At 68.2% G+C, this 23008-nt stretch carries 25 protein-coding genes; 9 read left to right on the top strand and 16 right to left on the bottom strand.

Going from position 1 to position 23008, the window contains the following annotated elements; translation table 11 throughout:
* Window positions 1-121: 121 nt before the first annotated feature.
* Both QY307_02725 and QY307_02720 read right to left on the bottom strand, forming a co-directional pair.
* Window positions 122-1201 carry a tyrosine-type recombinase/integrase gene (locus tag QY307_02725; GenBank protein ID WKZ83183.1) on the bottom strand — a complete coding sequence of 360 codons (1080 nt, stop codon included), beginning with the start codon at window positions 1199-1201 and terminating at the stop codon, window positions 122-124.
* 354 nt (window positions 1202-1555) lie between these two features.
* Window positions 1556-1951, bottom strand: a complete 396-nt coding sequence (locus QY307_02720) for a cyclic nucleotide-binding domain-containing protein (protein ID WKZ83182.1) — start codon at window positions 1949-1951, stop codon at window positions 1556-1558.
* A 69-nt stretch (window positions 1952-2020) separates the two neighbouring features.
* Between QY307_02720 and QY307_02715 the strand changes: the two genes are divergently transcribed.
* Both QY307_02715 and QY307_02710 read left to right on the top strand, forming a co-directional pair.
* A complete protein-coding gene (locus QY307_02715) occupies window positions 2021-3958 on the top strand; it encodes an adenylate/guanylate cyclase domain-containing protein (GenBank protein WKZ83744.1) in 1938 nt (645 codons plus the stop codon).
* A 28-nt stretch (window positions 3959-3986) separates the two neighbouring features.
* Window positions 3987-4499: a hypothetical protein gene (locus QY307_02710; protein ID WKZ83181.1), complete on the top strand. Its 513-nt coding sequence runs from the start codon at window positions 3987-3989 to the stop codon at window positions 4497-4499.
* 6 nt (window positions 4500-4505) lie between these two features.
* Here QY307_02710 and hisC read toward each other — a convergent pair whose 3' ends face one another.
* Window positions 4506-5597: a histidinol-phosphate transaminase gene (hisC, locus tag QY307_02705; GenBank protein ID WKZ83180.1), complete on the bottom strand. Its 1092-nt coding sequence runs from the start codon at window positions 5595-5597 to the stop codon at window positions 4506-4508.
* A 161-nt stretch (window positions 5598-5758) separates the two neighbouring features.
* On the opposite strand from hisC, the gene QY307_02700 reads away from it, so the two are divergent.
* Genes QY307_02700 through QY307_02675 form a run of 6 tightly spaced genes read left to right on the top strand, consistent with a single transcriptional unit; the run spans window position 5759 to window position 10755 of the window.
* Window positions 5759-6370, top strand: coding sequence for a TetR/AcrR family transcriptional regulator (locus QY307_02700; protein WKZ83179.1), 612 nt, complete (start codon window positions 5759-5761; stop codon window positions 6368-6370).
* Complete coding sequence (locus QY307_02695; protein WKZ83178.1) at window positions 6367-7542, top strand: 2-hydroxyacyl-CoA dehydratase; 1176 nt, start codon at window positions 6367-6369, stop codon at window positions 7540-7542. Before QY307_02700 ends, QY307_02695 begins: the two co-directional genes overlap by 4 nt.
* An 11-nt stretch (window positions 7543-7553) precedes the next feature.
* Entirely contained in the window at window positions 7554-8852 is a 1299-nt protein-coding gene (locus tag QY307_02690) for a 2-hydroxyacyl-CoA dehydratase family protein (GenBank protein ID WKZ83177.1), read from the top strand.
* Window positions 8853-8855: 3 nt separating this feature from the next.
* On the top strand, window positions 8856-9677 hold the full coding sequence (locus tag QY307_02685) for an acyl-CoA dehydratase activase (protein ID WKZ83176.1): 822 nt from the start codon (window positions 8856-8858) through the stop codon (window positions 9675-9677).
* Window positions 9674-10486 carry an acyl-CoA dehydratase activase gene (locus tag QY307_02680; protein WKZ83175.1) on the top strand — a complete coding sequence of 271 codons (813 nt, stop codon included), beginning with the start codon at window positions 9674-9676 and terminating at the stop codon, window positions 10484-10486. Before QY307_02685 ends, QY307_02680 begins: the two co-directional genes overlap by 4 nt.
* Window positions 10486-10755 (top strand): hypothetical protein, encoded by a 270-nt coding sequence (locus tag QY307_02675; protein WKZ83174.1) that lies wholly within the window; start codon window positions 10486-10488, stop codon window positions 10753-10755. Before QY307_02680 ends, QY307_02675 begins: the two co-directional genes overlap by 1 nt.
* Here QY307_02675 and QY307_02670 read toward each other — a convergent pair.
* The 5 genes from QY307_02670 to had are packed head-to-tail and all read right to left on the bottom strand — an operon-like array spanning window position 10727 to window position 14968.
* Window positions 10727-11362 carry a TetR/AcrR family transcriptional regulator gene (locus QY307_02670; protein WKZ83173.1) on the bottom strand — a complete coding sequence of 212 codons (636 nt, stop codon included), beginning with the start codon at window positions 11360-11362 and terminating at the stop codon, window positions 10727-10729. The two genes, QY307_02675 and QY307_02670, sit on opposite strands and share 29 nt — an antisense overlap.
* Complete coding sequence (locus QY307_02665) at window positions 11346-12050, bottom strand: SDR family NAD(P)-dependent oxidoreductase (protein WKZ83172.1); 705 nt, start codon at window positions 12048-12050, stop codon at window positions 11346-11348. The genes QY307_02670 and QY307_02665 overlap by 17 nt, the downstream gene beginning before the upstream one ends.
* Window positions 12047-12805, bottom strand: a complete 759-nt coding sequence (locus tag QY307_02660; protein ID WKZ83171.1) for an enoyl-CoA hydratase-related protein — start codon at window positions 12803-12805, stop codon at window positions 12047-12049. Before QY307_02660 ends, QY307_02665 begins: the two co-directional genes overlap by 4 nt.
* Window positions 12802-13902 carry a 6-oxocyclohex-1-ene-1-carbonyl-CoA hydratase gene (gene oah, locus QY307_02655; protein WKZ83170.1) on the bottom strand — a complete coding sequence of 367 codons (1101 nt, stop codon included), beginning with the start codon at window positions 13900-13902 and terminating at the stop codon, window positions 12802-12804. The genes QY307_02660 and oah overlap by 4 nt, the downstream gene beginning before the upstream one ends.
* 10 nt (window positions 13903-13912) lie before the next feature.
* Complete coding sequence (gene had / locus QY307_02650; protein WKZ83169.1) at window positions 13913-14968, bottom strand: 6-hydroxycyclohex-1-ene-1-carbonyl-CoA dehydrogenase; 1056 nt, start codon at window positions 14966-14968, stop codon at window positions 13913-13915.
* A 157-nt stretch (window positions 14969-15125) separates the two neighbouring features.
* On the opposite strand from had, the gene QY307_02645 reads away from it, so the two are divergent.
* Entirely contained in the window at window positions 15126-15695 is a 570-nt protein-coding gene (locus QY307_02645) for a hemerythrin domain-containing protein (protein WKZ83168.1), read from the top strand.
* A gap of 19 nt (window positions 15696-15714) precedes the next feature.
* Here the strand turns inward: QY307_02645 and QY307_02640 are convergent, their stop codons facing one another.
* The 8 genes from QY307_02640 to QY307_02605 are packed head-to-tail and all read right to left on the bottom strand — an operon-like array spanning window position 15715 to window position 22810.
* Window positions 15715-16383 (bottom strand): LuxR C-terminal-related transcriptional regulator, encoded by a 669-nt coding sequence (locus tag QY307_02640; GenBank protein WKZ83167.1) that lies wholly within the window; start codon window positions 16381-16383, stop codon window positions 15715-15717.
* A 31-nt stretch (window positions 16384-16414) separates the two neighbouring features.
* Complete coding sequence (locus QY307_02635; GenBank protein ID WKZ83166.1) at window positions 16415-16924, bottom strand: 3-isopropylmalate dehydratase; 510 nt, start codon at window positions 16922-16924, stop codon at window positions 16415-16417.
* Entirely contained in the window at window positions 16921-18171 is a 1251-nt protein-coding gene (locus QY307_02630) for a 3-isopropylmalate dehydratase large subunit (GenBank protein ID WKZ83165.1), read from the bottom strand. The genes QY307_02635 and QY307_02630 overlap by 4 nt, the downstream gene beginning before the upstream one ends.
* Window positions 18172-18184: 13 nt before the next feature.
* Entirely contained in the window at window positions 18185-18931 is a 747-nt protein-coding gene (locus tag QY307_02625) for a glucose 1-dehydrogenase (protein ID WKZ83164.1), read from the bottom strand.
* A 10-nt stretch (window positions 18932-18941) separates the two neighbouring features.
* A complete protein-coding gene (locus tag QY307_02620; protein WKZ83163.1) occupies window positions 18942-19748 on the bottom strand; it encodes an enoyl-CoA hydratase-related protein in 807 nt (268 codons plus the stop codon).
* Window positions 19738-20961 carry a CoA transferase gene (locus tag QY307_02615; protein WKZ83162.1) on the bottom strand — a complete coding sequence of 408 codons (1224 nt, stop codon included), beginning with the start codon at window positions 20959-20961 and terminating at the stop codon, window positions 19738-19740. The genes QY307_02620 and QY307_02615 overlap by 11 nt, the downstream gene beginning before the upstream one ends.
* The gene (locus tag QY307_02610) at window positions 20961-21563 is read right to left on the bottom strand and encodes a TetR/AcrR family transcriptional regulator (protein WKZ83161.1); all 603 of its coding nucleotides are present in this window, start codon (window positions 21561-21563) and stop codon (window positions 20961-20963) included. The genes QY307_02615 and QY307_02610 overlap by 1 nt, the downstream gene beginning before the upstream one ends.
* Window positions 21560-22810 carry a LeuA family protein gene (locus tag QY307_02605; GenBank protein WKZ83160.1) on the bottom strand — a complete coding sequence of 417 codons (1251 nt, stop codon included), beginning with the start codon at window positions 22808-22810 and terminating at the stop codon, window positions 21560-21562. The genes QY307_02610 and QY307_02605 overlap by 4 nt, the downstream gene beginning before the upstream one ends.
* Window positions 22811-23008 lie beyond the last annotated feature (198 nt).

Genomic DNA, 23008 nt, shown 5'->3' with positions numbered 1-23008 from the left:
TCTGGACCCTCCTTGGGTGCTGGCCCGTGTAGGGGTGACCACCCAGATCAGGTCGATCCTCTCCGTGACAGCAGTGAGAACGTCCATAAGGTCCACAAGGTCCAACCATCGGCGGCTACCACTACCCGTACAGCCGCTCGACGGTGGCTGCCAGCCGCTGATGCCGCCGCACCTCGTCGAGGTCCCTCGCGTAGATGGTGAGCAGCACCTGGGGGTTGTGGCCGAGGTGGGCCGCCACCTCGATCTCGCTCATGCCCGCCTGGAGGAGGGCCGACCCGTGGCTGTGCCTCAGTCCGTGGAGCGTGACGCCGGGCCGAAGTCGTGTGTGCTTCCATTCCTTGAGGAACAGGCGCGTCACGGTGTCGGGGTTCATGGCCGTGAGAGTGGGTCCCCATCGGAACATGAAGTCAAACTCGCCATGGCCGTCCCGAGTCTCGACCTTGACAGTCTCTCGAGAGGCTGTCGCCTGCCGGTAGGCCGTCAGTGTTGCGGCCGTGGCTTCGTCGAGACGGATCGACCGATACCCCTCACGGGACTTTGGGGGGCCGGTGTACAGCGTTCCGCTGTCGATGAGGAGGTTGCGGGAAACGGTCAGCAGCCAGATGCCGTCGTGTGCCTCAAGGTCCTCCCACGTGAGACCACAGGCTTCAGCCCGGCGTATCCCCGTTGTTGCCATGACACGCCACAACGGGTACAGCGACTCACCGCCCGACTCGGGGCAGCAAAGGATGTGCTCGAGCCAGGCGGTCACGTCGTCAACCGTGGGACGGATGACTTCGCGGGTGGAGCGGACTCGTGGACGATCACGACGCGGCAGGTAGATCGGATTCGTGGGCAGGTCGGAGTCGGCAAAGGCTCGGTGAAGCATCCCGAATACCTTCACCACGCTTCGATCGCCTAGGCCGCGCTCTCGCAGGTGCGCGAGCCAGGTCCGCAGATGCTTGGGTTCGAGGTCTGCGATTGGCAGGTGTCCGAGGTCAGGAATGATGTCCCCAAGCACGATCCGGCGGTAGCTCTGGGCGGTCGAGCGAGCGAGTAGCCCGGTCTCGAGTTCCCTGGCAAGGACCTCATCGAGCCACCCGGTGAGGTAATCGCCGACTGTCTGCTGTTCGAGTTCGCTGGTCCGATCCTGCTCTCCAAGAGAGTGACACGTGGGGGCCTCCGCAGCCTCCCTGCGGGTCGCTGGTCCACCGAGCAGCACATGACGCTCCAGGCACTCCTCTGCCTCTTCTCGGGTCGCGAAAGTGCCGATTGAACGGCGAGGCCCGTACCCCGCTGCTCCGGTAGTCATCGCGGTCCACCGTCCGTTCGGCCGTTGGAACACCGTTCCCGGCAGTGTGATCTTGCGTCGCTTCATGCTCATCCCTCCCGCTGCGCCGTAGCGCCCTCGTCGGTTGCAGGTGGTTGCAGAATCGGGTGCTAGCAGCCCGGGGTCAAGAGACCACAAGTGTCGCTAAGCGCCAAACGCGTGGGTTTTCGCTTGTCGGACAAGGCTCGAGTCGCCTCTGTTAATCCGTTGGTTGGGAGTTCGAATCTCCCCCCCGGAGCCGACACCTCACGAGGTGCGCTCGAGGCGCTCCTTGCCGGCCGCCCGGATCGCATCTGCGATCTCGGGGTGGGCGTCGGCCATCGACTGGAACTCGCGCTTGAACATGACGATGAGGCGCATCGGGGTGCTGGCGGTGACCGAGGCGGTTCGCCGCCGGGTGTCGAGGAGGGCGATCTCACCGAAGTACTCACCCGGGCCCATGACGGTCACTACGGCGCCATCGTGGGTCACCTCGGCTGTTCCCTCTTCGATCAGGAAGAACTCGTAGGCGAAGTCCCCCTCGCGAGCCAACGGGGTCCCGGCACCCACCTCGATCTGATCCATCCAGCGTGCCACCTGCCGGCGATCCGAGTCCGAAAGGCCGGCGAATAGGGGAACCGTCCTCAGGACGCTGGCATCCATCCTTGGGTCCCTCCCGATGAGACTTGTGCGAGGATAGCGAAGCACGGCCTGACGGGTCGGCGGGAGGTGATGGTGGCGGAATCGGGCGCCGTGGCGAAGGCCGAAGAGGCGCGCTCCGCGGCGGCACACCGGGAGTGGCATCGGGCCTACGACCTGTTCCTCGCCGCCGACGCCGTCTCGGCACTGGGGGTCGACGACCTGGAGGCCATGGCCGAGGCGGCATGGTGGACCGGACGACTCGACGCCGCCATCGGGGCCCGTGAGCGCGCCTACTCGGCGTGCACGTCCTCGGGCGACGTCCCCCGGGCGGCTCGCCTGGCCGTCGACATCGCCTACGACCAGTTCGCCATGCTCTCCCGGGCTCTGGGCACCGGTTGGGTGCGCAGGGCCAAGGAGTTGCTCGACGGCCACACCGAGGTGGCCGCCCACGGCCACCTGGTCCGGATCGAAGCGATGATCGCCTTCGAGATGGATTCCGACTTCGAGCGGTCCCTGGGCCTGGTGCGGCAGGCAGCCGAGATCGCCCGGCGGGTCGGGGATCGTGACCTGGAGATGCTCGCCCTACATGACCAGGGGAGGAATCTCGCGGCGATGGGCACCGTCGACGAGGGGATGGCGCTCATGGATGCGGCCATGGTCGCTGCAGTCGGCGGCGAACTGGGCCCCCTGGCCACGGGGAAGATCTACTGCAACATGATCAGCATCTGTCAGAAGATGGCCGACTACGGCCGAGCCGGTGACTGGACCGAGGCGGCACGGCGCTGGTGCGAGCGCGAGGGACACAACTCCGGCTTTCCCGGGCTGTGTCGCGTGCATCGTGCAGAGATCATGCGGCTGCGCGGCGCCTGGACGGAGGCCGAGCAGGAGGCGCGGCGAGCCTGCACCGAGCTGGAGCACTTCGTCGCGTACTCGGGGGAGGCGCTGTACGAGGTGGGGGAGATCCGAATGCGACTCGGGGACCTCGTCGGCGCCGAGGCGGCATTCCGGCAGGCACTCGAGTGCGGTCGTCGACCGGTGCCGGGGCTTGCCCAACTCCGCCTCGCCCAAGGGAAACCCGAAGCGGCGGCCGCACTGCTGGACGAGGCGCTGGCGTCGACGACACTTGGCCCCCTCGATCGGGCCCGGCTGCTCCCGGCACGGATCGAGGTGGCCGTCGAGGATGGCGACCTGGAGGTGGCGGCGGCTGCGGCCTCCGAGCTCGATGGGATCGCAGCCTCCTTCTCGACCACCGCCCTGCGGGCGGCGGCGATTCAGTCGCGCGGCCTCGTGGCGCTGGCGAGCGGGGATCCATCCGGCGCGGCGACGGCGCTCGCCGAGGCCGGTCGCCTCTGGCTGCAGGTCGACCTTCCGTACGAGGCTGCCCGAGCTCGCCTCGCCAAGGGCAGGGCACTGCTCGCCGCCGGTAGCCTCGATCTCGCCGAAATGGAGTTGCAGGCGGCGCGATCGGTGTTCATGCGCCTGGGGGCGCGTCTCGACGCGGTAGACGTGGACAACATCCTGGGTGACCGGCCTTCGGCGGGGCGACGGCTTCGAACCCTCATGTTCACCGACATCGTCGAATCGACGCGTCTGGTCGAGACGATCGGCGACGCCGCCTGGGAGCACCTGGCGCGCTGGCACGACGAGACGCTGCGGGACCTGTTCGCCCGGCACGGAGGGTCCGAGATCGACCATGCCGGAGACGGGTTCTTCGTCGAATTCGAGGATGCCCCGGCAGCCACCGCCTGTGCCGCCGCCGTCCAAAGAGCCCTCGACGAACACCGTCGTAGGCACGGGTTCGCTCCCATGGTTCGCATCGGCATTCATTGCGCCGAGGTGTCGGGAGGCCTCAAGGGGAGGGGTGTGCACATGGCGGCCCGAATAGCGGGCACCGCAGGCGGAGGCGAGATCGTCGCTTCCAGAGAGGCGGCCGAGGCGGCAGGGATCGCCGTCACTTCGGAGGCACGTTTCCTGGATCTCAAGGGCTTCGACGGCCAGGTAGAGGTCGTCACCATTCCCTGGTCCTGAGGCGAGGGCACCTCGCCCGTCGGAGGACATGCGTTTCTCCAGGCATCACCACAATGAGCCTTCTCGACGGGGTCGGATTCATCCGAATACGTACGACTGCGACCTCGGATATAGTCGGGTCTACGAGGCCGCCGAAAAAGGGGAGAAGGCCATGGCGATGTCCGCAGAACACAAGGCGGCGCTTGCCGCCGGTAGGCGTCAATCGCGAGCGATCAAGAACTATCTGGAAGCGTTGGGTGCGCGCCGTCCCGGGCGTCCGGTGACCCCCGAATCCCTGGGCAAGAGGATCGCCGATTTGGGCGACAAGATCGCCGCCGAGACCAACCCGCTCAAGGCGATCGACCTTCGCCAGGCACGCCTCGGCGCCCAGGCCGCTCTGGCCAGGGCCAAGGGAGCGTCGGATCTCGCCGAGTTGGAGGCCGAGTTCGTCGCCCATGCCGCCGAATACGGTGCTCGCAAGGGCATCTCCTATGCGGCATGGCGCGAGGCCGGAGTCCCTGCCGCCGTGCTGAAGAAGGCCGGCGTCGGTCGGGGAGCCTGAGCTCCTTCAGTCTCGGCTGATCACACCGGAGGCGATGGCCTCCTCGATGGCATCTAGGCATCGCCGGTTCTGCTCCTCCGTGCCCACCGAGATGCGCACCCACGGGCCCAGCGCCCGGACCAGGCTGCCGCGCCTCAGCACGAAATCGGTGGCGGCCATCGCATCGGACGGCCTCCACAGCACGAAGTTGGTCTGGCTGTCGATGGCGAACTGACCGAGATCTCGCAGGCGCGCTGCGATCCACTCCCGCCCGGCCACGGCGTCGGCCACCCGGAGCCGGATCCGTTCTTGATGACGTAGGGCTTCGGTCGCAGCCATCTGGGCGATCACGGAGACGGCGTACGGCGGTTGGGGTCGGCTGAGGGCGGCGATCAGATCGGGGTTCCCGATGGCGTATCCCACCCTCTCGCCGGCCAGGCCGTACACCTTGGAGAACGTCCGGCTCACCAGGACGTTCTCGTGGTGCATCGTGAGGGGAATCGCCGACGACCAATCGGGGGCGGTGACGTACTCGGCGTACGCCTCGTCGAACACGATGGTCACCTCGGGCGAGACGGCGGCGACCAGCCGCTCCATGGCGGAGAACGGCACGTGGGTGCCGGTGGGGTTGTTGGGGTTGCAGAAGTAGAGGACCCTCGTGTCGGGGCGGACCGCCGCCGCCATGGCATCGGCGTCGAGCCTCCATCCCCCGTCGACGGGGACCGGGATCGCTTCGGCTCCGGCCACGGCTGAGGCCATCCGGTACATGATGAACGAAGGGTCGGCGAACACGATGGAGGTACCCGGACCCGATGCGGCGAGGGCCGTCGCCATCAGGATCCCGGTGCTCCCCGGTGCCACCCAGACCCACTGGCGCTCCACTCCGTAGAGGGTGCCGAGGGCCTCCGCCAGCCACCTGGAGTCGGTCACCGGGTAGCGGTTGACGGTGGTCGCCGCCTTCCGGATCGCCTCCAACACCTCGGGGAACGGCTCCACCGGGCATTCGTTGGAGCCCATGTCGATCACCTCGTCCAGGGACAGCCGGGCGGCCACCTCCAAGAGGGGGTCGCCCGGGTCGTACTTGGGGATCGCCTCCAGATCGGGCCGGAATCGGGGCATCGGGGGTGTGCACTCCTCGGTGATGGACCAGCCGAGGCTAACCGCTGTGCCGGGCCCACGGAAGGCGCGCAGCGCGTTGACATCGAAAGGCGTCGACCCCTATCATCAACTTACCTACCGGCTGACCGGTCGGTAAGTTGTCGAAGATCGGCGAGGCGACCATGGCAACCCAGGACGAGCGGACCGCCAACACCACCGGGCGCATCCTGGCGGCGGCGCGCTCGCTGTTCCTCAGCCGCCCCTACGCCGACGTCACCACCGATCTCATCGCCCGCGCCGCCGAGGTCACCAAGGGAGGGCTGTACCACCACTTCCCCTCCAAGGAGCGGCTGTACGTCACGATGATGCTCGGCGACCTCGACTCCAAGCGGCGGCTCTTCGCCGGCGCCGTCGACATGGAGGGAACCTGCCGGGAGCGGCTGGCCCGCCTCACCCGGGACTTCCTGGAGCTTCCCGAAGAGGAAGGGCAGCTGATCCGCCTGGTGAGGCGTGACATCAACACCTTCCGGGGGGCCGATCGCGATCGCCTGGTGCGCGCCTACCAGCGAGCCCTTCCCGAGCAGGTGGAGGCGATCGTGAACGATGGGATCGCCGACGGCGAGCTGGCCCCTGCCGATCCCCGGCTGCTCTCCTGGTCGTTCGTCGCCCTGGTGGAGATCGTCATCGGCGACTACGCCATGAAGACTCTGGGCGACGTCGACTCGCGTCTCGATCACGTACTGGACCTGTTCTTCGAGGGGGCCGCCGCGGTCCCGGCGGGGGTGATGGCATGACGACGACTTCGGCGCGGGTCTTCCCAGAGTGGCGCGAGAAGGGGCTCGACGACGCCCTCCTCGAGTGCCGCGAGATGGTGGAGTCGGCCGAGTTCCCGACGGTGGCGCGCTGGCGGGAGCAAGGCGGCAAGGTGGGGGGCCACTTCCAGGTGTATTTCCCCGAGGAGATCATGCATGCGGCCGGTATGCTTCCTTTCAAGCTGCGCGGGGCGCCGGTGGAGCCCAATCAGGCGGACTCGCATTTCGGGTCGTACCTGTGCTCGATCCTGAAGACCTCCCTGGAACTGCCGCTCAGCGGGCGGGTGCAATTGGACATGTTCGTGTCCCATCCGATCTGTGATGCGGCCCGCAATCTGGCTGCGATCTGGGGTCGCAATTTCGACCATCCCTGCCAGATCCTGTACCTTCCGCAGAACCCCAACTCCAGCGGCAGCGTCGAGTATCTCCGCAACGAGTACGACCGTATTCGCCGTATCGCCGAGGAGGTCACCGGGACGCAGGTCACCGACGACGCCCTGCGCAACTCGATCGAAGTGTTCAACGAGAACCGCCGGCTGATGCGGGAGATCTACCGGATCAAGCGGGAGACCCCGTGGCTGCTCGCCGCCGAGGATGCCTACGCCCTGGTGGCCCTGGCCGGGATGATGCCCCGGGAGGAGCACAACGACCTCCTGGCCACCGTTCTGCCGCAGATCCTGGCGCGGACCGCTCGTCAGGAGGACCGCATCCGGGTGGTGTTCGAGGGCGGCTTCTGCGAGCAGCCTCCCTTCGACCTGGTGCGGATGCTGGGGCGGAGTACATACGTGGTCGACGACGACTTCCTCATCGGCCTGCGCTGGATCACCGAGGACGTCCCCAGCGACGGCGATCCGCTCCATTCCCTCGCCGAGGCGTACGTCGAGCGCTCCTCGTACAGCCCGGTGCAGCACGACCTGCGCAAGCCGAAGGAGAAGATGATCCTGGAGCGGATCCGCAACTCGGGCGCCGAGGCGGCGATCCTCGCCGCCGCCAAGATGTGCGAGCCCGGGCTCGAGGAGCAGGTCACCTACGTGCACGCCCTCGATGAGGCCGGAGTCGCCTACTTCGTGACCGAGTTCGAGGAGAACATGACCTCGTTCGACCAGCTCGAGCTGCAGCTCGAGACCTTCGTTGAGAACATCCTTTTCGCCTGAGGGAGCCATCGATGACCACAGCAACAACCAACCTCGTGGGCCGGGGTAACCAGGAAGGGGCCGACCTCTTCCGGGACTGGTTCACCGAGCTCGACCAGACCGCAGCCACTGGCGGCAAGGCGGCCTACGTCTTCGTGATGGGGAGCATCAACGAGATCCTCAAGACCTTCGACCTCCCGGTCGTCTTCCCCGAGATCAACTCGCTGCAGACGGCGGTGCGCCGGGTGGCACACGAGTACCTGGAGGAGGCCGAGGACCACGGCTACTCGCCCGACATCTGCGGCTACGTGAAGGCCGACGTCGCCACCCAGCTCCGGGGTGGGGAACACCCGATGGGACGGATCCCGCCGCCGGCACTCTCGGTGCTCACCAACGCCTGCAACACCTACATCAAGTGGGCCGAGATCTGGGAGCGGATGTACGGAACACCGATGTTCACCATCGACATCCCCGGCACCCGCCAGGCCGGGACCCAGACCTGGCCGGGAGACTCCGACTTCGAGGCCGACCGCAAGTACGTCGAGGTGCAGCTGAAAGAGTTGATCACGCTCTGCGAACAGGTCACGGGCACCAAGTTCGACATCGACAAGTTCCGGGGCGTGCTCGACAACGCCAACGTGATGAGCCGGTCCTGGAGCCGCATCCTGGAGCTGAACCGGGCCAAGCCGGCGGTGTTCAACGCCCTCACCGACGGCACCATCTACCTGGGTGTGGCCAACGGCTTTCGCGGCACCGAGACCGGGGCCCGCTACTTCGAGCGCCTGGTCGAGGAGATGGAGTACAAGGCGGCCCAGGGGATCGGCACCAGCATCGAGGAGAAGTACCGGCTGCTGTTCGTGGGGGTGCCCTGCTACCCGATCTTCCGGCGTTTCAACGAGCTGTTCACCGACTGGGGCGGGACCTTCGTCAACTCCACCTACCTCTGGTTCGCCTCCGGCGGCGCCAACCGTGGGTTCGAGTACGACCTCGACCGCCCCCTGGCCAGCCTGGCCGAGGGCGTGCTGGTGAGTGTGCGCGACGCCATGGACGCCATGTTCCACCAGAACGAGGTGCTGGCCACCATGTACGAGGAGTTCGACGCCGAGGGTGTGATCTACCACCCGATCAAATCCTGTCGCACCGTGTCCACCGGCCTGGCCGATGGCCGCCGGTACCTGACCGAGAAGCACGGCATCCCCAGCCTGTTCATCGAGTCGGACATGATGGACCGGCGGGTGGTGTCCGAGGCCCAGATGAAGAACCGGATCGACGCCTTCTTCGAGGGGCTGGACTCCCGCAGGCGTCTGGCCGCCGCCGAAGCGAAAGGATAGGAAATGCCCTATGCAGCAGGAGTCGACGTCGGCTCCACCCAGACCAAGGCGGTGATCATCGACGAGGGGCGCCAGATCGTCGGGCGTGCCCTGCTCGACACCGGCGCCAACGTGATCAAGGCAGCCGAAGACGCCTACGTGGTCGCCCTCAAGCAGGCCGGCCTCGAGGAGCGTCAGGTCGAGTTCGTGGTCGGGACCGGGTACGGCCGCTACCGGGTCACCTTCGGCAACACCCAGGTGACCGAGATCTCCTGTCACGGTCGCGGAGCGGTGCACATGTTCCCCAAGACGGTCACCGTGGTCGACATGGGGGGCCAGGACACCAAGGCGATTCGGGTCACGCCCGAAGGCGAGATCAGCGACTTCTGCATGAACGACAAGTGCGCCGCCGGCACCGGACGGTTCCTGGGGGCGGCGGCGACCGCACTCGGCCTGCCCCTGAGCGAACTGGGCCCGATCTCGATGCAGTCGGAGAAGCCGATCAAGATCAGCACCACCTGCACGGTGTTCGCCGAGTCCGAGGTCCTGGCCTGGATCGGCAAGGGGAAGAAGATCGAGGACATCCTCTGGGGGGTGCACATGTCGATCGCCTCCAGGTCGGTGGCACTGATGCGCCGGGTCGGGATCGACGACGAGGTCACCTTCACCGGCGGCGTCTCGCGCAACCAGGGCATGGTCAAGGCCCTCGAGGAGCGGTTGGAACGCAAGCTCAACTACTCCGAGGACAGCCACTACATGGGGGCGCTCGGGGCGGCGCTGTTCGCTCACGATCACGTCGTGGCCGGCCGCGCCCCGTCCAAGCAGGGAGCGGGGGTGACGCAGTGACCATCACCGCAGGCATCGACGTGGGATCGACCTACACCAAGGTCGTGATCCTGGACGACAGCGAAGAGATCCTCGCCAAGATGGCGTCGCCCACCGGGTTCAAGCTGCGCGAGATCGCCGCCGAGACCTACGACCGGGCTCTCGAGGCCGCCGGCCTGGGACGCGACGACATTCGCTACGCCATCGCCACCGGCATCGGGAGGCACCAGGTCGACTTCAAGGACACCCAGGTGACCGACCTCACAGCCAGCAGCCGCGGCGCCGCCCGGCTCTTCCCGGGAACCCGCACCATCCTCGACATCGGCGGGCAGACGATGAAGGCCACCCGGGTCGACGACGAATCGAAGGTGGTGTCGTTCCGGCTCAACGACAAGTGCGCCGCCGGTACCGGGGCCTTCCTGGAGAAGACCGCCCGCTACATGGGATACAGCGTCGAGGAGGTCGGACCGTTGATGTCCACCTCAAAGGAGCCGGTTCCGATCTCGGGCGTGTGCGCCGTGTTCGCCGAGTCGGAGGTGATCAACCACCTCTCCATGGGGACCGCCCCCGCCGACATCATGCAGGGCGCCATCGAGTCGCTCACCAGCCGTTCCGTACAGCTGATGAAGCGGGCCGGGTTGACCCCCGAGTACACGCTCATCGGCGGCATCCTCCGATTCGAGACCATGGGACGGTCGATCAGCCAGACGCTGGGCGCCGAGGTCAACGTGCCCGAGCCCGAGATGGTCCAGTTCGTGGCCGCCCTCGGGTGCGCCATCCTCGGCCATCGCCGCCTGGCCAAGATCGCCGCCGAGGCGACGGTGGCGTGATGAGCGAAGAGCTCCCTCCGGTCTACTGCTCCCAGGGGATAGCCATCCTCCAGGACGTGGCACTGGGTGCAGAGGGCTGGCAGCGACGCACCGTCACCGACCAGGCACGCATCGACGAGCTGGTGGCTCTGTACGACAGCCTGGGGTTCGAGACCCGGGTCACCGGACTCGACCCGGAGAGCTTCGCAGAGGCGTGCACCACGTGCTCGATGACGGCGTGCCGTTCCTACCTTGCGCTGTTCACCCGCCCGGCGACCGTCGGGCGGTGACCGTCCCGGCGAAGCCGTCCAGGAACAACCGGGCCATCTGCCCGGCAAGCTCAGCGGGGGTCGTCGTGCTCGGCAGCGAGTGCACCCACCGATAGGTCCAGTTGAGCATCCCGAAGAAGCACAGGGTGGCCACCTCCGCCTCGTCGCGACCCAGGTCGGGCCGCAGCCGCCTCAGGAAGCCTCGGGCCCGTTCCGTGTAGGCGTCGCGCAGCGCCCGCACCTCCTCGCCGGCCGTGCCCCGCAGGGTGCTCAACTCGTGGGACATCACCTTCATGGCGTCGAGATCGCGGGTGAAGAAGGCGACGTGGTTCTCCACGAAGGCGGTGATCGCCTCGGCAGGGTCGGTGATCTCGGTGAGCCTCTCCTCGAGAGCGGCCCGCACCCGCCGGAAGTTGGTGGTCAGGATCGCCTGGAGCAGGCCCTCCTTGCTCCCGAAGTGGTGGTAGATCGAACCCAGGCTGGCGCCGGTGTACTGGGCCACCTGCCGCATCGAGGTGGCGGCGTAGCCATGAGCGGCGAACGCCCGGGCGGCTCCGGCAAGGATGGCGTCGACGCGGGGCCAGTTCGGGGAGCCCGTCGGGGCCGGCCGATCAGAGATACTGCCCACCGTCCACCCGGATCACCTGTCCCGTGACGTGGCCCGAGGCCGGCCCCACGAGGAAGGCGATCACCGAGGCGATGTCCTCGGGCTCGGCGAGCTTTCCCAGGCACGAGTCCTGGCGCGCCGCCTCGATGACGGCGGCAGGGAGGCTCTCGGTCATCGGGGTGCGCACCATCCCCGGTGCCACCACGTTGACCCGGATGCCGAAGTGCCCCACTTCGCGGGCCACGGTCTTGGCGAGGCCGTGGAGCCCGGCCTTGGAGGCGGCGTATGCGCTCTGCCCGAACTTCCCCCGCTCCCCGTTGATCGAGGACACGAACACGATGGCGCCGCCGCCGCCCTGGCGCATCACCGGAATGGCGGCGCGGGTCAGGTGGAACGCCGCACCCAGGTTCACCTCGAGCACGGCGTCCCAATCCTCGGGGGTCAGCTTCCAGGTGACCCCGTCGCGGGTGATCCCGGCGCTGTGCACCAGAACGTCGAGGCCGCCGAACGTCTCGACGGTGCGCTCCACGACATCGACGCAGGCCTGTGGGTCGCGCAGGTCGACGGCGAAGGCCTCGGCGGCGCCGGGCGGCTTGGTGGAGTCGTCGAGGTCGGCGACGGCGACCAGGTGATCGGCTGCGGCCAGCGCCGCAACCGTGGCCCTGCCGATCCCACCCTGGCCGCCACTGACCAGAGCCCGTGCGCTCATGAGTTCCTCCATTCCGGCGACCGCTTCTCCATGAAGGCGCGGATCCCCTCCGAGCCGTCGTGCAGGGGAAGCAGCTCGTCCACGTACAGCGCCTCGGCTGCGGACAGGCGGCGTTCCACCTCCTCGAGGCGGCCCATGCGAACCGCCTTGGTGGCAATCCTCAGCGAAGCCGCCGAGCGGGGAACGAACTCCTCGGTGACGATGCCGGCGATCGCCTCATCGAGGGTGCCGGTGGGCACCACCCGGTTGACGATCCCGATGGCCTGCGCCTCCGCGGCGACGATGTCCCGGCCGGTGAGGATCACGTCCTCGGCGGAGCGGCCGGTGAGCAGGGCGCTCACCGGTGGCGGGAACACCCCGAGCCTGATCTCGGGCACCCCCAACACGGCGCCCTCCTCGGCGACGAGGATCCCGCACGACATCGCCAGGTCGAGCCCGCCGCCCAGGCAGCGCCCCTGGATGCCGGCCAGGGTGGGGTAGGGGAACCCGACCAGCCGGCGCACCACGCCGCCGATGGCGGCGAGCATGGCCGGCGCCTGGTCGGGAAGGTGCTCCTGGATGCTGGCGCCGAAGCAGAAGTTGCGGCCCGCTCCTCGCAGCACCAGCACCCTGCCTTCGGGGTCGGTGGCCGCCTCGTCGATGGCGGCGATCAGCTCCTCGCACATGGCGATGTCGACCACGTTCCCCGGGTCGGAGTCCATGGTGATGGTGTGCACCGCCCCGCCTGCTGACGTCTCGTGACGTACCTTGCTCACGACGGCTCCCGGTGCTGCGGGGAGATCGCCTCGATCAACTCGTCACCCCAGGTCTCCCCCTGGGCGATTCGACGGCGGAGATCGATGAAGTCGACCTCGCGGCCCTGCTCCCGTGACCCGCGATGGAAGGCCTGGAACCCGGCCTTGGCCTCGGTCATCATGTTGAGCGACAGCCAGGCCCGGTTGGACTCCTTGTTGGCGTCCCAGTGCTCCAGCTTCTTCTTGCGGAGCGACTCGATCGTCTTGATCGTGCAGTCGGGCATCGTCATCAGCAGCTTGGTGACCAGGGTGTCGACACCGGCGTCGAGCAGGGTGAAGTCGATCTCCCCCTGGGCGAGCAGGGCCTTTCCTTCGCCGAGTTCGGCCCCCTCCTTGGGCCGGCCCAGGATCGGCCGTCCCCAGTCGTCGAGCATCCGGTCGGTGACCACCAGCGGGTTGGGCACGAACACGCCGTCCACCTTGAGCACCGGGAAGATGTCGTTCACCAGTCCCAGGCGAAGCGCCTCGTGGGCACTCCACGGGTCGCAGAGGACACAGGAGGCGACGGCGTTCCCCCATCCCACGTAGAGGTGGAGGAAGTCGGTGGAGCCGCCGTCGGGTGCGGATCCGTGCTTGGGACCGGCCTGCCCGAACCGGGCGAGGTCGGATGCCAGCGTGAAGTCGCAGGCCATCCCGATCTCCTGCCCACCCCCGATCCTCATGCCGTTCACCCGGTTCACCACCGGCTTGTCGCACATGAGGATGGCCGAGACCATGTCGTTGAAGAGGCGCATGTACTGCCGGTACTCGAGGGGCCGACCGGCGTAGTACTCGGAGTATTCGGCGGTGTTTCCCCCGGTGCAGAACGCCCGGTCCCCGGCGCCGGTGAACACCACCGCCACCGCCGCCCGATCCATCGAGGCGCGACGAAAGGCGAGGATGGTCTCCTTGACCGCCTCGGTGGTGTACGAGTTCAGCTGGGTCGGGTTGTCCAGTGTGATCCAGACGGCGTGCAGGCCATCGACCGGCTTGCCGGAAGGGTCGAGGACCCGTCGCTTCTCGTATCCGATCTCCCGGAACTCACGCTCCGGCATCAGGTCGTGGTCGACGAACTCCATGTCTCTCCTTTCAGGGAACCAGGATGATGCGGCGGGGGTCGGTCCCGGCCGCCGCTTGGGCGAGCGCCTCCTCGGCGTCGTCCATGGGGACCTTGCGGGTGAAGGGAAGCACCTCGACCTTCCCGGTGGCGACCAGGCCCACCGCCTCGGGGTAGAGATGGGGCGGGCAGCCCCAGGTGCCGAAGGCGTCGGCGTCGAACGCCATGAGGTTGGAGAGGCGAATCGACACCTTCTCCCGGGTGAACCCGACCACGGCCAGCGTGGCGGCGGTGCCCAGCAAGCCGAAGGCGGTCTCCTGACCGGCCGGGTGCCCAGAGCACTCGAAGATCTTCCAGCCATGCCGGGCCAGGTTCCATTCCGAGGCGATCTCCTGAACCCGGTCCTTCACCGCCCGGGCGTCGAGGCCGCCCGCCGAAATGGTGGCCGCCGCCCCTCGCGATGTCAGCGGGTCGAGCCGGGCCGGATCGAGATCGATGGCGATCACCTTGGCGCCCGATGCGGCGGCAATCTGCACGGCGTAGGTGCCGATCCCGCCGGTGCCGATGACCACCACCAGGTCGCCGGCGGCCACCCGGGCGCGACGCACCGCCTGCAGGGGAGTGGTGACGGCATCGGCCACCACTGCGAAGTCGGCCAGGGTGTGGCCCTCGGGAAGCATCGGGATCTCGGTCAGGTAGCCGGCGGGAACCGTGAGGTGGGAGGCGAAGCCCCCGTCGATGTCGTTGCCCGGCATCACCTGGCGGGTACAGGCGTTGCCGCGGCCGGCCAGGCACAGGTCACACTCGCCACAGGGGATCACCGCAGGCACCAGCACCTGGCGGCCGACCCACTCCGTGGCCCCGACACCGGCCTCGACGACGGTTCCGGAGACCTCGTGTCCCAGCGTGATCGGGAGGTCGCCCCGGGTGCGGACCGATCCCTCCCAGAACCCGACGTCTGTGTGGCAGACACCGCATCCGGCGACCTCGACGAGGACCTCTCCGGCCCCGGGGGCGTGTCCGGCGGCATCGTGTCGCTGCAGCGGCTTGCCCGCCTCGACGAGGCGCCAGGAAAAGCGTTCTGACATGTTCCTCCTAGAACGGTCGTTCCAGCGCCCCGTGAGGAGTGTACTCGGCGAGCACGGACGCTGCACAAGGGTACGCTTCTCTTGGGCTCCCATGAAGTGAAACGAACGTTCGGGATGGATCGAGGCACACGACCGGGATCTTCGCTAGCATCGGATCATGCCACCCGAGACCCCGACCGAGCGCCTCCGCGAAGAGCATCGGCTGATCCTCCAGGTCACGGAAGTGCTCGATGCCATTACCACGGCGGCGGAGAAAGGCAAGGAGCCGGATCTGGTCACCTTCGATCGATGCGTCGCCTTCTTTCGCCTCTTCGTCGACGCCTTCCATCACGCCAAGGAGGAGGACCTGCTCTTCCCCGAGATGGAGAGTCAGGGGATTCCGACCGATGGGGGGCCGATCGCGGTGATGCTCTACGAGCACGGCCTGGGCCGGGCTCACATCCGGCAGATGGCCGAGTCGCTCGACGAGCTGGGCCGGGGAGACGCCGGGGCTGTCGCCTCGCTGCTGTCCGCGGGACGGGCCTACGTCGATCTCATCCGCTCCCACATCGGCAAGGAAGACAACATCGTCTTCGAGATGGCCGACCAGGTGATTCCGGGGAGCGAGGGCCTCCGCCTGTGCGGTGCCTATGACGCCGTTGCCGGGCGCTCGTTCGAGGGTCGGACCCGTCAGGACCTGGTGATGCTCGCTGCCGATCTGATGAAGGCCTACCCGGCCGGCGGTTGATCTCCCGGCGTGGGACGGGTCAGGGCCGGCCGCGCAGGAACAGCGAGACCGCCTCCAGCCTGCTGTGGACCTGCAGCTTGCGCAGGATGTGCTGCACGTGGTTGCGCACCGTGGCGGGGGAGACGAAGAGCTTCTCGGCGATCGAGGCGCCATCGAGACCGTCGGCCAGGAGCTCGAGCACCTGCCGCTCGCGTCGGGTGAGGGTCTCCAGGCGCGGATCGGCGGCGATGGCCGGGCTCCAGCCGGAGAGGCGCTCCACCACCAGGCGTTCCAGTTCTGGTGGGAGCCCCACCTCGCGCACCAGGTGGATCATTCGGCACTCGGATCGCATCTCAGGCGGCGGGACGATGCTGGTGGCGGTGAGCCACAGGCTGCGTCCGGCGGCGGTTCGTCCGATCACCTCGGTGGTCGCCACGATCTCGTCGGGATCGCCGGGCCCGGCGGCCGGGCACTCGGGCCCGCAGATGCCGTCGCCGCAGCGATCGCGCCAGGCGAGGACCTCGTGACAGGATCGTCCCATCGCCTGGGCGGTGGTGTATCCGAGGAGCCGCTCGGCGGCCGCGTTCCAGCCGACGATGCGCAGATCGCCGTCGACTGCGACCATGGCATCGTCGGTTCGCCCCAGAACCTCCAGGAGGTCTTCCAACCTCGTGCGGACCGTGGCGTCGCTGTCGGAGCGAGCGGCCATCACTGCGCTGGACTGTAGCGCTCGGCGGATCTCAGCCCGGTCGGGTGCCGCCGTCGAGGCGCAGCACCTCGAGGATCCCTCCGGCGGCGAGGATCCGTCTCATCTCCTCGGGCAGGGCCTCGCCGGTACACGTGGTGCCGGTCGCGGTGTTGGTTGCCGTACCCGCCGCCAGATCGATCTCGATCGGATCACCCTCGGCGAAGGCATCGCCGATGCCCGGACAGATCAGGATCGGGAGCCCGACGGCGATGGCGTTGCGCATGAAGATCCGGGACAGGGACCCGGCGGCGACACAGGCCACGCCCAGGGCCTTCAGGTTCTCGGCGGCGGTCTCGCGTGACGAGCCACAACCGAAGTTGGCACCGGCGACGACCACATCTCCCGGCTTCACGTCCTGGGCGAAGGAAGGGTTGATCGACTCCAGGACATGGCGCATGCGGACCTCCAGAGGGTCCAGGGCGAACTGCCCGGGGGAGAGGAGATCGGTGCTGATGTCGTCGCCGAAACGCCACACGCGTCCCCGGATCATGTTCTCGCTCATCGTTGTATCTCTCGCGGGTCGGTGATCGTGCCTGCGATCGCCGAGGCGGCCACCGTCTCCGGAGAGGCGAGGTAGATCTCGGCTTCGGCGCTGCCCATGCGGCCGATGAAGTTGCGGTTGTGGGTGCCGATGCAGCGTTCGCCCGGTCCGAGGAGCCCGCCATGGCCGCCGAAGCAGGGCCCGCAGCCCGGAGCGAGGATCGAGGCGCCCGCCTGTACCAGGGTCTCCGCCACGCCCTCTTCGATCGCCTTCAGCAGCACGCTGCGCGAGGCGGGAGCCACCACGAGACGCACACCGGGGGCCACCTTGTGCCCGGCCAGCACCGCCGCCGCCGCCCGCAGGTCTTCGATGCGCCCGTTGGTGCACGATCCGATGAAGGCCTGGTGGATGACGATGCCGGCGGCATCCGAGACCGCGGTCACGTTCCCCACGTCGTGGGGGAGGGCCACCTGGGGAGGCAGCGTGCTCAGGTCGATCTGGTGCACCGCCTCGTAGGCGGCTCCCGGGTCGGGCGCCCACGAGGTGTCCGCCTCGCCCAGGTACTCGGCGGTGATCTCGTCGGCGGCGAACAGGCCGAACTTGGCCCCCATCTCGAGGGCCATGTTGCTCACGGTGAGCCGGCTGGAGACATCGGCCGTGGCCACTCCGGGCCCGCCGAACTCCATGGAGCGGTACTGGGCGCCGTCCGAACCGAACGTTCCCGCCAGATGGAGGATGACGTCCTTCCACGAGACTCCCCGCTGGAGTGCCCCGGAGAACTCGTAGCGCAGGGTCTCCGGGACCCGGAACCAGAGCCGGCCGGTGGCCATGGCGTACACCATCTCCGATGTGCCGATCCCGGTGCCGGCCGCCGCCAGGGCGCCGTAGGTGGTCGTGTGGGAGTCGGTTCCCACGATCAGCATGCCCGGCCTGACGTGCCCCTGCTCGGGGAGCAGCTGGTGGCAGATGCCCTCACCCGAGTCGTAGAAGGTGCCGATGCCGAGACGCTTCACGTGCTCACGGATCCGGTGATGGACGTCGGCGGCCTCGGCGGTAGGAGCCGGGACCATGTGGTCGATCACCACCGCCACCTTGTCCGGATCCCAGACCTTGTCGAACCCGACCTTGCGCAGGGTGTCGAAGACGCGGGCGGCGAAGATGTCGTGTACCAGCGCCAGGTCGACGTCGGCGACCACGAACTCCCCGGCCTTCACCGAGTCGCGCCCGGCGGCTCGCGCCAGGATCTTCTCGGCAAGCGTCATCGGCATGAGACGGCTCCCCTCATCCGGCCCCGAGGCTGCGACCGCCGCACACGTAGAGGGTCTGACCGGTGACGTATGAGGATTCCTCGGCGGCGAAGAACAAGACGGCGTTGCCGATGTCCTCGGGCTGGCCGACACGACCCAACGGGATCGTCTTCACCAGGCGCTCCTTGACGTCATCGGCGAGACCCTGGAACAACGGGGTGTCGACCAGTGCCGGGGCGATGGCGTTGGCGGTGATCCCGTAGCGGGCCATCTCCAGGGCGAGCGAGCGGGTCAGGCTGATCACGGCGCCCTTCGAGGCGGCGTAGTTGGACTGGCCGGGCCCGCCCAGCCAGGCACGCGACGAGATGTTGATGATCCGGCCCCACTTCTGCTCCATCATGTGGGGAGCCGCAGCCCGTACGCACAGGAACTGCGACTTGAGGTTGATCCGCAACACGTCGTCCCAGTCCTCCTCGGACATCTTCACCAGGTACTTGTCGCGAGCGATCCCGGCGTTGTTGACCAGGATGTCGACGCTGCCGAAGGCGTCCATGGCGCCCTGGACCAGGGCGGCGGCACCGTCGGCGGTGGAGATGTCGGAGGCGACTCCGGCGACGGCGACACCCTCGGCTTCCAGCGCCGACCGCGTCGACTCCACCCGGTCCGCCGCCAGGTCGTTGACGACCACCTTGGCTCCGGCCCGCCCCAGCACCGCGGCGATGCCGGCGCCGATGCCCTGGCCGGAACCGGTGATGATGGCGACTCGATCCTTCACGTTCATGCCGTCCTCCTCAACGTCCCTTGAACTGGGGCGGGCGCTTCTCCACGAAGGCCTGGATCCCCTCCTTGCGATCTTCGCTCGCCCGCAACACCGCATGTGACGTGGACTCGAAGTCGAGACCCGACTCGATGTCCATGTCCGGCGCCCGATTGATGAGCGCCTTGATCCGGTCCAGCGACAGCGGCGCCCGGGAGGCAATGGTACGGGCCATCTCCATCACTCGATCCTGGAGTTCGGCGACGGGGACCACCCGGTTGACCACGCCCATCCGCAGGGCGGTGGCGGCGTCGAACTGATCGCCGGTGAACATCATCTCCTTGGCGAACCCTGGGCCCACCAGTCGGGTGAGGCGCTGGGTTCCGCCGGCCCCGGGGAGGCTTCCCACCTTCGCCTCGGGGAATCCCACCTTGGCGGTGTCGGCGGCCACCCGCAGGTCGCATCCGAGTGCCATCTCCATGCCGCCCCCGAGGGCGTACCCCTGGATGGCGGCGATCACTGGCACGTTGAGGTTCTCCAGGCCCGAGAACACCTGGCGCACCAGGAGGCCCAGCGGATCGTGCACGGTTCCCGCCTCGTACTCGGCGGCCCGGCTCTTCAGGTCGGCACCGACGCAGAACGCCTTCTCGCCCTCGGCCCGAAGCACCAGGACCCGGATCCCCGGGTTGGACCCGATGGCCTGGAGCAGGTCGCGCATCCGCTCCAGCATGGGGACGGTGAGGGCGTTCAGCGCCTCGGGCCGGTCGAGGGTGAGCACCCCGATGCCCTCCTCCACGATCTCGAACCGAACCAGCTCTTCGACCGATGTCTCATCCGTCATGGTTCTCTGCTCCTTTCCCGGGGTCGTGTACCACCCCGTCGGCCAACAGTCTGGCGATCTCGTCCTCTCCGAAGCCGCGCTCCCGGAGAACGGCGACGGTGTCCTCGCCGGGCCGGACCGGGCCCGACGTGCCGGGGCCGGGCCTGGTCGCCGAGAACCGCCCGGGGGCGGTGGTGCTGTGCACCGTTCCCACGACCGGATGCTCCACGGCGACGACGGCTTCTCCGGTCGCCACGTGCTCCTCGGCCATCAACTCCGGGTAGGAGAGCAGCGGCCCACAGAGGATGTCGGCGGCGTCGAGGATCTCGATCCACTCCTTGGTGGTCCTGGTGCGGAACACCGGTTCCAGCACCTCGGCCAGGTCGCGGCGGGCCACGACGCGTTTTGCGTTGTCGTCGAAGCGGGGATCTGTCGCCAGCTCGGGCATGCCGATGGCACCGCACAGTGCGGGCCATCTGGTGGGGGTGTAGGCAGCCACCATGATGAACCCGTCCTTGGTGGGGTACGCCTCGTTGGGAGCGGCGTACGGGGCGGCGCTTCCCAGACGCCGGGGAGGCACGCCCTCGGCGAAGAACATCGAGAGCGGCACCACCTGGAAGGCGAGCAGCGAGTCGAGGAGAGAGACGTCCACCCGCTGCCCGACTCCGGTCCGGCCCCGTGCCACCAGGGCCGCCAACAGCGCCTGCGAGGTGAAGGCTCCGCCCGCCATGTCGGCAGCGGGAACCCCCACCTTGACCGGGGGCCCGTCGGCGGTTCCGGTGACGCTCATGATCCCGCTCATGGCCTGGGCCACGCCGTCGACGCCGGGCCGGTCCCGCCAGGGGCCCGACTGCCCGAACGCCGAGATGGCGGCGTACACCAGGCGCGGGTTGCGGGCGGACATCGCCTCGTACCCGATGCCGAGCCGGTCGGCGACGCCGGGTCGGAAGCTTTCGATCACCACGTCGCAGCCCTCGGCCAGCCGCAGCAGCACCTCGGCGCCACCGGGCTCCTTGAGGTCGACGACCACACCTCGCTTGTTGCGGTTCATGCCCAGGAACGAGGCGGCCACACCGTCGAGGAAAGGCGGCCCCAGGCCGCGACCCCATTCACCCCCAGGCGGTTCCACCTTGATGATCTCGGCTCCCATGTCGCCCAGGTGCATGGCGCAGGTGGGCCCGGCCGCCCCCTGGGACAGGTCGAGCACGACGATGCCTTCGAGCGGACCCGGCATCAGGCTTTGGCCCCCACCGCCTGCTGCGCCGCCACGCCCCTCACCGCCAGGTCGGCGAACTGGCGGGCGATCTCGTCGGGGGTTCGGTCCCCTTCGGGCCGGTACCAGCGCACCGAGGCGTTGCACATGCCGAGGAGGGCCATCGCCGAGATCCGGGCGTCGTGGGGAAGGAACTCCCCGGAGGCGATGCCGTCCTCGAGGATGCGGCGGAAGTTGCGCTCGTAGGCGTCCCGCTTCTTCAGATGCGCCTCCATGAACTCGGGAGCCAGGTATCGCCCCTCCTCGATGAAGCAGGCCACGTAGTCGCGGTCGATCAGGGTCGCCTTGGTGTGGAGGGTGAGCGCCCGATGCAGGCGCTCGGCCGCCGGCGCATTCGAGCCGGCCACGTCCTCGACGAGAGGGGTGACCCTTCCCATGGTCAACTCGATGATCTCCGAGAGCAGGGCCTGCTTGCTGGGGAAGTGGTGATACAGGCTCGATTTGGTGATGCCCACCTCGGCTGCCAGGTCCGCCATCGAGGTGCCGTTGAAGCCCCGGGTCCGGAACAGGCGCGCCGCCGCCCGGCGGATCCGCTCGGACGTGTCGGGGGTGTCGTCGCTCACGAGGCGGCGTCCACCCCGAGCAGGGATTCGATCTCGGCTTCGGTGAGGACGTGGTCGGAGGCCTTCGCCGCGGCGAGGATGCGCTCCACCGTCCCTTCGTCGGGCTCCAGGTCGTGCTGCATCATCCAGGCGACCGCATTGGCCTGCCCGCTCATCGGCCCGACGGTGATCGACTGTTGTCGGCCCAGTTCGGCGGCCGGCACCCCGCTGTAGATGCGGTCGGCGAGCCAGACGTCGCCGGTGCGCAGGGCCTTGAGCACGGCTGCGGCGTGCACCCCGGTGCTGGTCTCGAAGGCGTCGCTGCCCACGACCGGGGTGTTGCGGGCGATCGGGGTCTTGGTGCCGCGAGACACGGCGTCACAGTAGGTGGGAAGCCCGGTGAGGTCGGCGTCGAGCCATCCCAGCAGCTTGAGGTTGACCAGCAGCAGCTCCATCGGCGTGTTGCCGGAGCGTTCTCCGATGCCGAGGCCGCATCCGTGCACCCTGTTGGCGCCCTCGGCCAGGGCGGCGAGCGAGTTCATCACCGAGAGCCCTCGGTCGCGATGCCCGTGATAGTCCACCTTCACCTCGGCGCCGGTGTCGGCCACCAGCTCGCGGGCGAACCGGACCAGGGAGCGGACCCCCCAGGGAGTGGCGTGACCGACCGTGTCCGAGAGGCAGATCCTGCGCGCACCGGACTCGATCGCAACCTTGTAGACCTGCCGCAGAACGTCGGGATGGGCGCGGGTGGTGTCCTCGGTGACGAACATCACCTCCAGCCCCTCGCCCCGGGCCAGCTTCACCGCCTCCTCGGTGGTGCGGAGGAGGAAGTCGAGGTCCCAGCCCTCCACGTACTGCCGGATCGGGCTGGAGCCGAGGAAGATCGACGCCTCGATGGGCACACCCGACTGCTGCTGCGCCTCGGCGATGGGAAGGATGTCGTTCTTGTGGGAGCGGGCGGCGCAGTTGGCCTCGATGTCGAGCCCGGCGGCGGCGATCTCCCGGGCGAGCCCGACCACGTCGGAGAACATCACCGGGCTGGCAGAGGGGTAACCGATGTCGACGTACTTGATCCCGAGGGGTGCCATGGCGTGGAGGATCTCGAGCTTCTGGTCGAGACCGGGCTGGTGCACCGACGGGCTCTGCAGGCCGTCGCGTAGGGTTTCGTCGTCGAGTTCCACGGTGGTGGGCCGCTGCGGGGCGTTCCCGCCACTCAGGTTCCAGTCGTAGAGGAGCTCGTCCTCGCGCTGTCGGTCGGTCTCGGCCATCGCGTCCTCCATCTCCAGGCGGCGCAGAACAGGTCGGAGCGGTCACCCGTCCGGCCGTTCGGTTGGACAAAGGCTCCCAAAGGGAAAGCCCGGCGACAATCCGCCAGATGTTTCATTTAGGTGATGCGTCGACACCACTCGACTCGGACGGAGGGCGCCATGGTGTGAGTGGAGCAGGCAAATGGGCCGTTCGCCCCA

The sequence above is a fragment of the Acidimicrobiia bacterium genome, from assembly GCA_030584185.1.
Lineage (GTDB): Bacteria > Actinomycetota > Acidimicrobiia > Spongiisociales > UBA11373.
Note: the sequence above shows the minus strand (reverse complement) of the source record. Positions and strands in the feature narration are given on the sequence as shown.

Excerpts from the sequence above, each read along its gene's own strand:
- QY307_02620 (WKZ83163.1), bottom strand. The coding sequence starts at position 19,748 with ATGACGGATGAGACATCGGTCGAAGAGCTGGTTCGGTTCGAGATCGTG.
- hisC (WKZ83180.1), bottom strand. The coding sequence starts at position 5,597 with ATGCCCCGATTCCGGCCCGATCTGGAGGCGATCCCCAAGTACGACCCG.
- QY307_02665 (WKZ83172.1), bottom strand. The coding sequence starts at position 12,050 with ATGAGCGCACGGGCTCTGGTCAGTGGCGGCCAGGGTGGGATCGGCAGG.
- QY307_02690 (WKZ83177.1), top strand. The coding sequence starts at position 7,554 with ATGACCACAGCAACAACCAACCTCGTGGGCCGGGGTAACCAGGAAGGG.
- QY307_02645 (WKZ83168.1), top strand. The coding sequence starts at position 15,126 with ATGCCACCCGAGACCCCGACCGAGCGCCTCCGCGAAGAGCATCGGCTG.
- QY307_02715 (WKZ83744.1), top strand. The coding sequence starts at position 2,021 with ATGGTGGCGGAATCGGGCGCCGTGGCGAAGGCCGAAGAGGCGCGCTCC.
- QY307_02675 (WKZ83174.1), top strand. The coding sequence starts at position 10,486 with ATGAGCGAAGAGCTCCCTCCGGTCTACTGCTCCCAGGGGATAGCCATC.
- had (WKZ83169.1), bottom strand. The coding sequence starts at position 14,968 with ATGTCAGAACGCTTTTCCTGGCGCCTCGTCGAGGCGGGCAAGCCGCTG.
- QY307_02685 (WKZ83176.1), top strand. The coding sequence starts at position 8,856 with ATGCCCTATGCAGCAGGAGTCGACGTCGGCTCCACCCAGACCAAGGCG.
- QY307_02615 (WKZ83162.1), bottom strand. The coding sequence starts at position 20,961 with ATGCCGGGTCCGCTCGAAGGCATCGTCGTGCTCGACCTGTCCCAGGGG.
- oah (WKZ83170.1), bottom strand. The coding sequence starts at position 13,902 with ATGGAGTTCGTCGACCACGACCTGATGCCGGAGCGTGAGTTCCGGGAG.
- QY307_02720 (WKZ83182.1), bottom strand. The coding sequence starts at position 1,951 with ATGGATGCCAGCGTCCTGAGGACGGTTCCCCTATTCGCCGGCCTTTCG.
- QY307_02635 (WKZ83166.1), bottom strand. The coding sequence starts at position 16,924 with ATGAGCGAGAACATGATCCGGGGACGCGTGTGGCGTTTCGGCGACGAC.
- QY307_02710 (WKZ83181.1), top strand. The coding sequence starts at position 3,987 with ATGCGTTTCTCCAGGCATCACCACAATGAGCCTTCTCGACGGGGTCGG.
- QY307_02625 (WKZ83164.1), bottom strand. The coding sequence starts at position 18,931 with ATGAACGTGAAGGATCGAGTCGCCATCATCACCGGTTCCGGCCAGGGC.
- QY307_02630 (WKZ83165.1), bottom strand. The coding sequence starts at position 18,171 with ATGCCGATGACGCTTGCCGAGAAGATCCTGGCGCGAGCCGCCGGGCGC.
- QY307_02640 (WKZ83167.1), bottom strand. The coding sequence starts at position 16,383 with ATGGCCGCTCGCTCCGACAGCGACGCCACGGTCCGCACGAGGTTGGAA.
- QY307_02700 (WKZ83179.1), top strand. The coding sequence starts at position 5,759 with ATGGCAACCCAGGACGAGCGGACCGCCAACACCACCGGGCGCATCCTG.
- QY307_02695 (WKZ83178.1), top strand. The coding sequence starts at position 6,367 with ATGACGACGACTTCGGCGCGGGTCTTCCCAGAGTGGCGCGAGAAGGGG.
- QY307_02605 (WKZ83160.1), bottom strand. The coding sequence starts at position 22,810 with ATGGCCGAGACCGACCGACAGCGCGAGGACGAGCTCCTCTACGACTGG.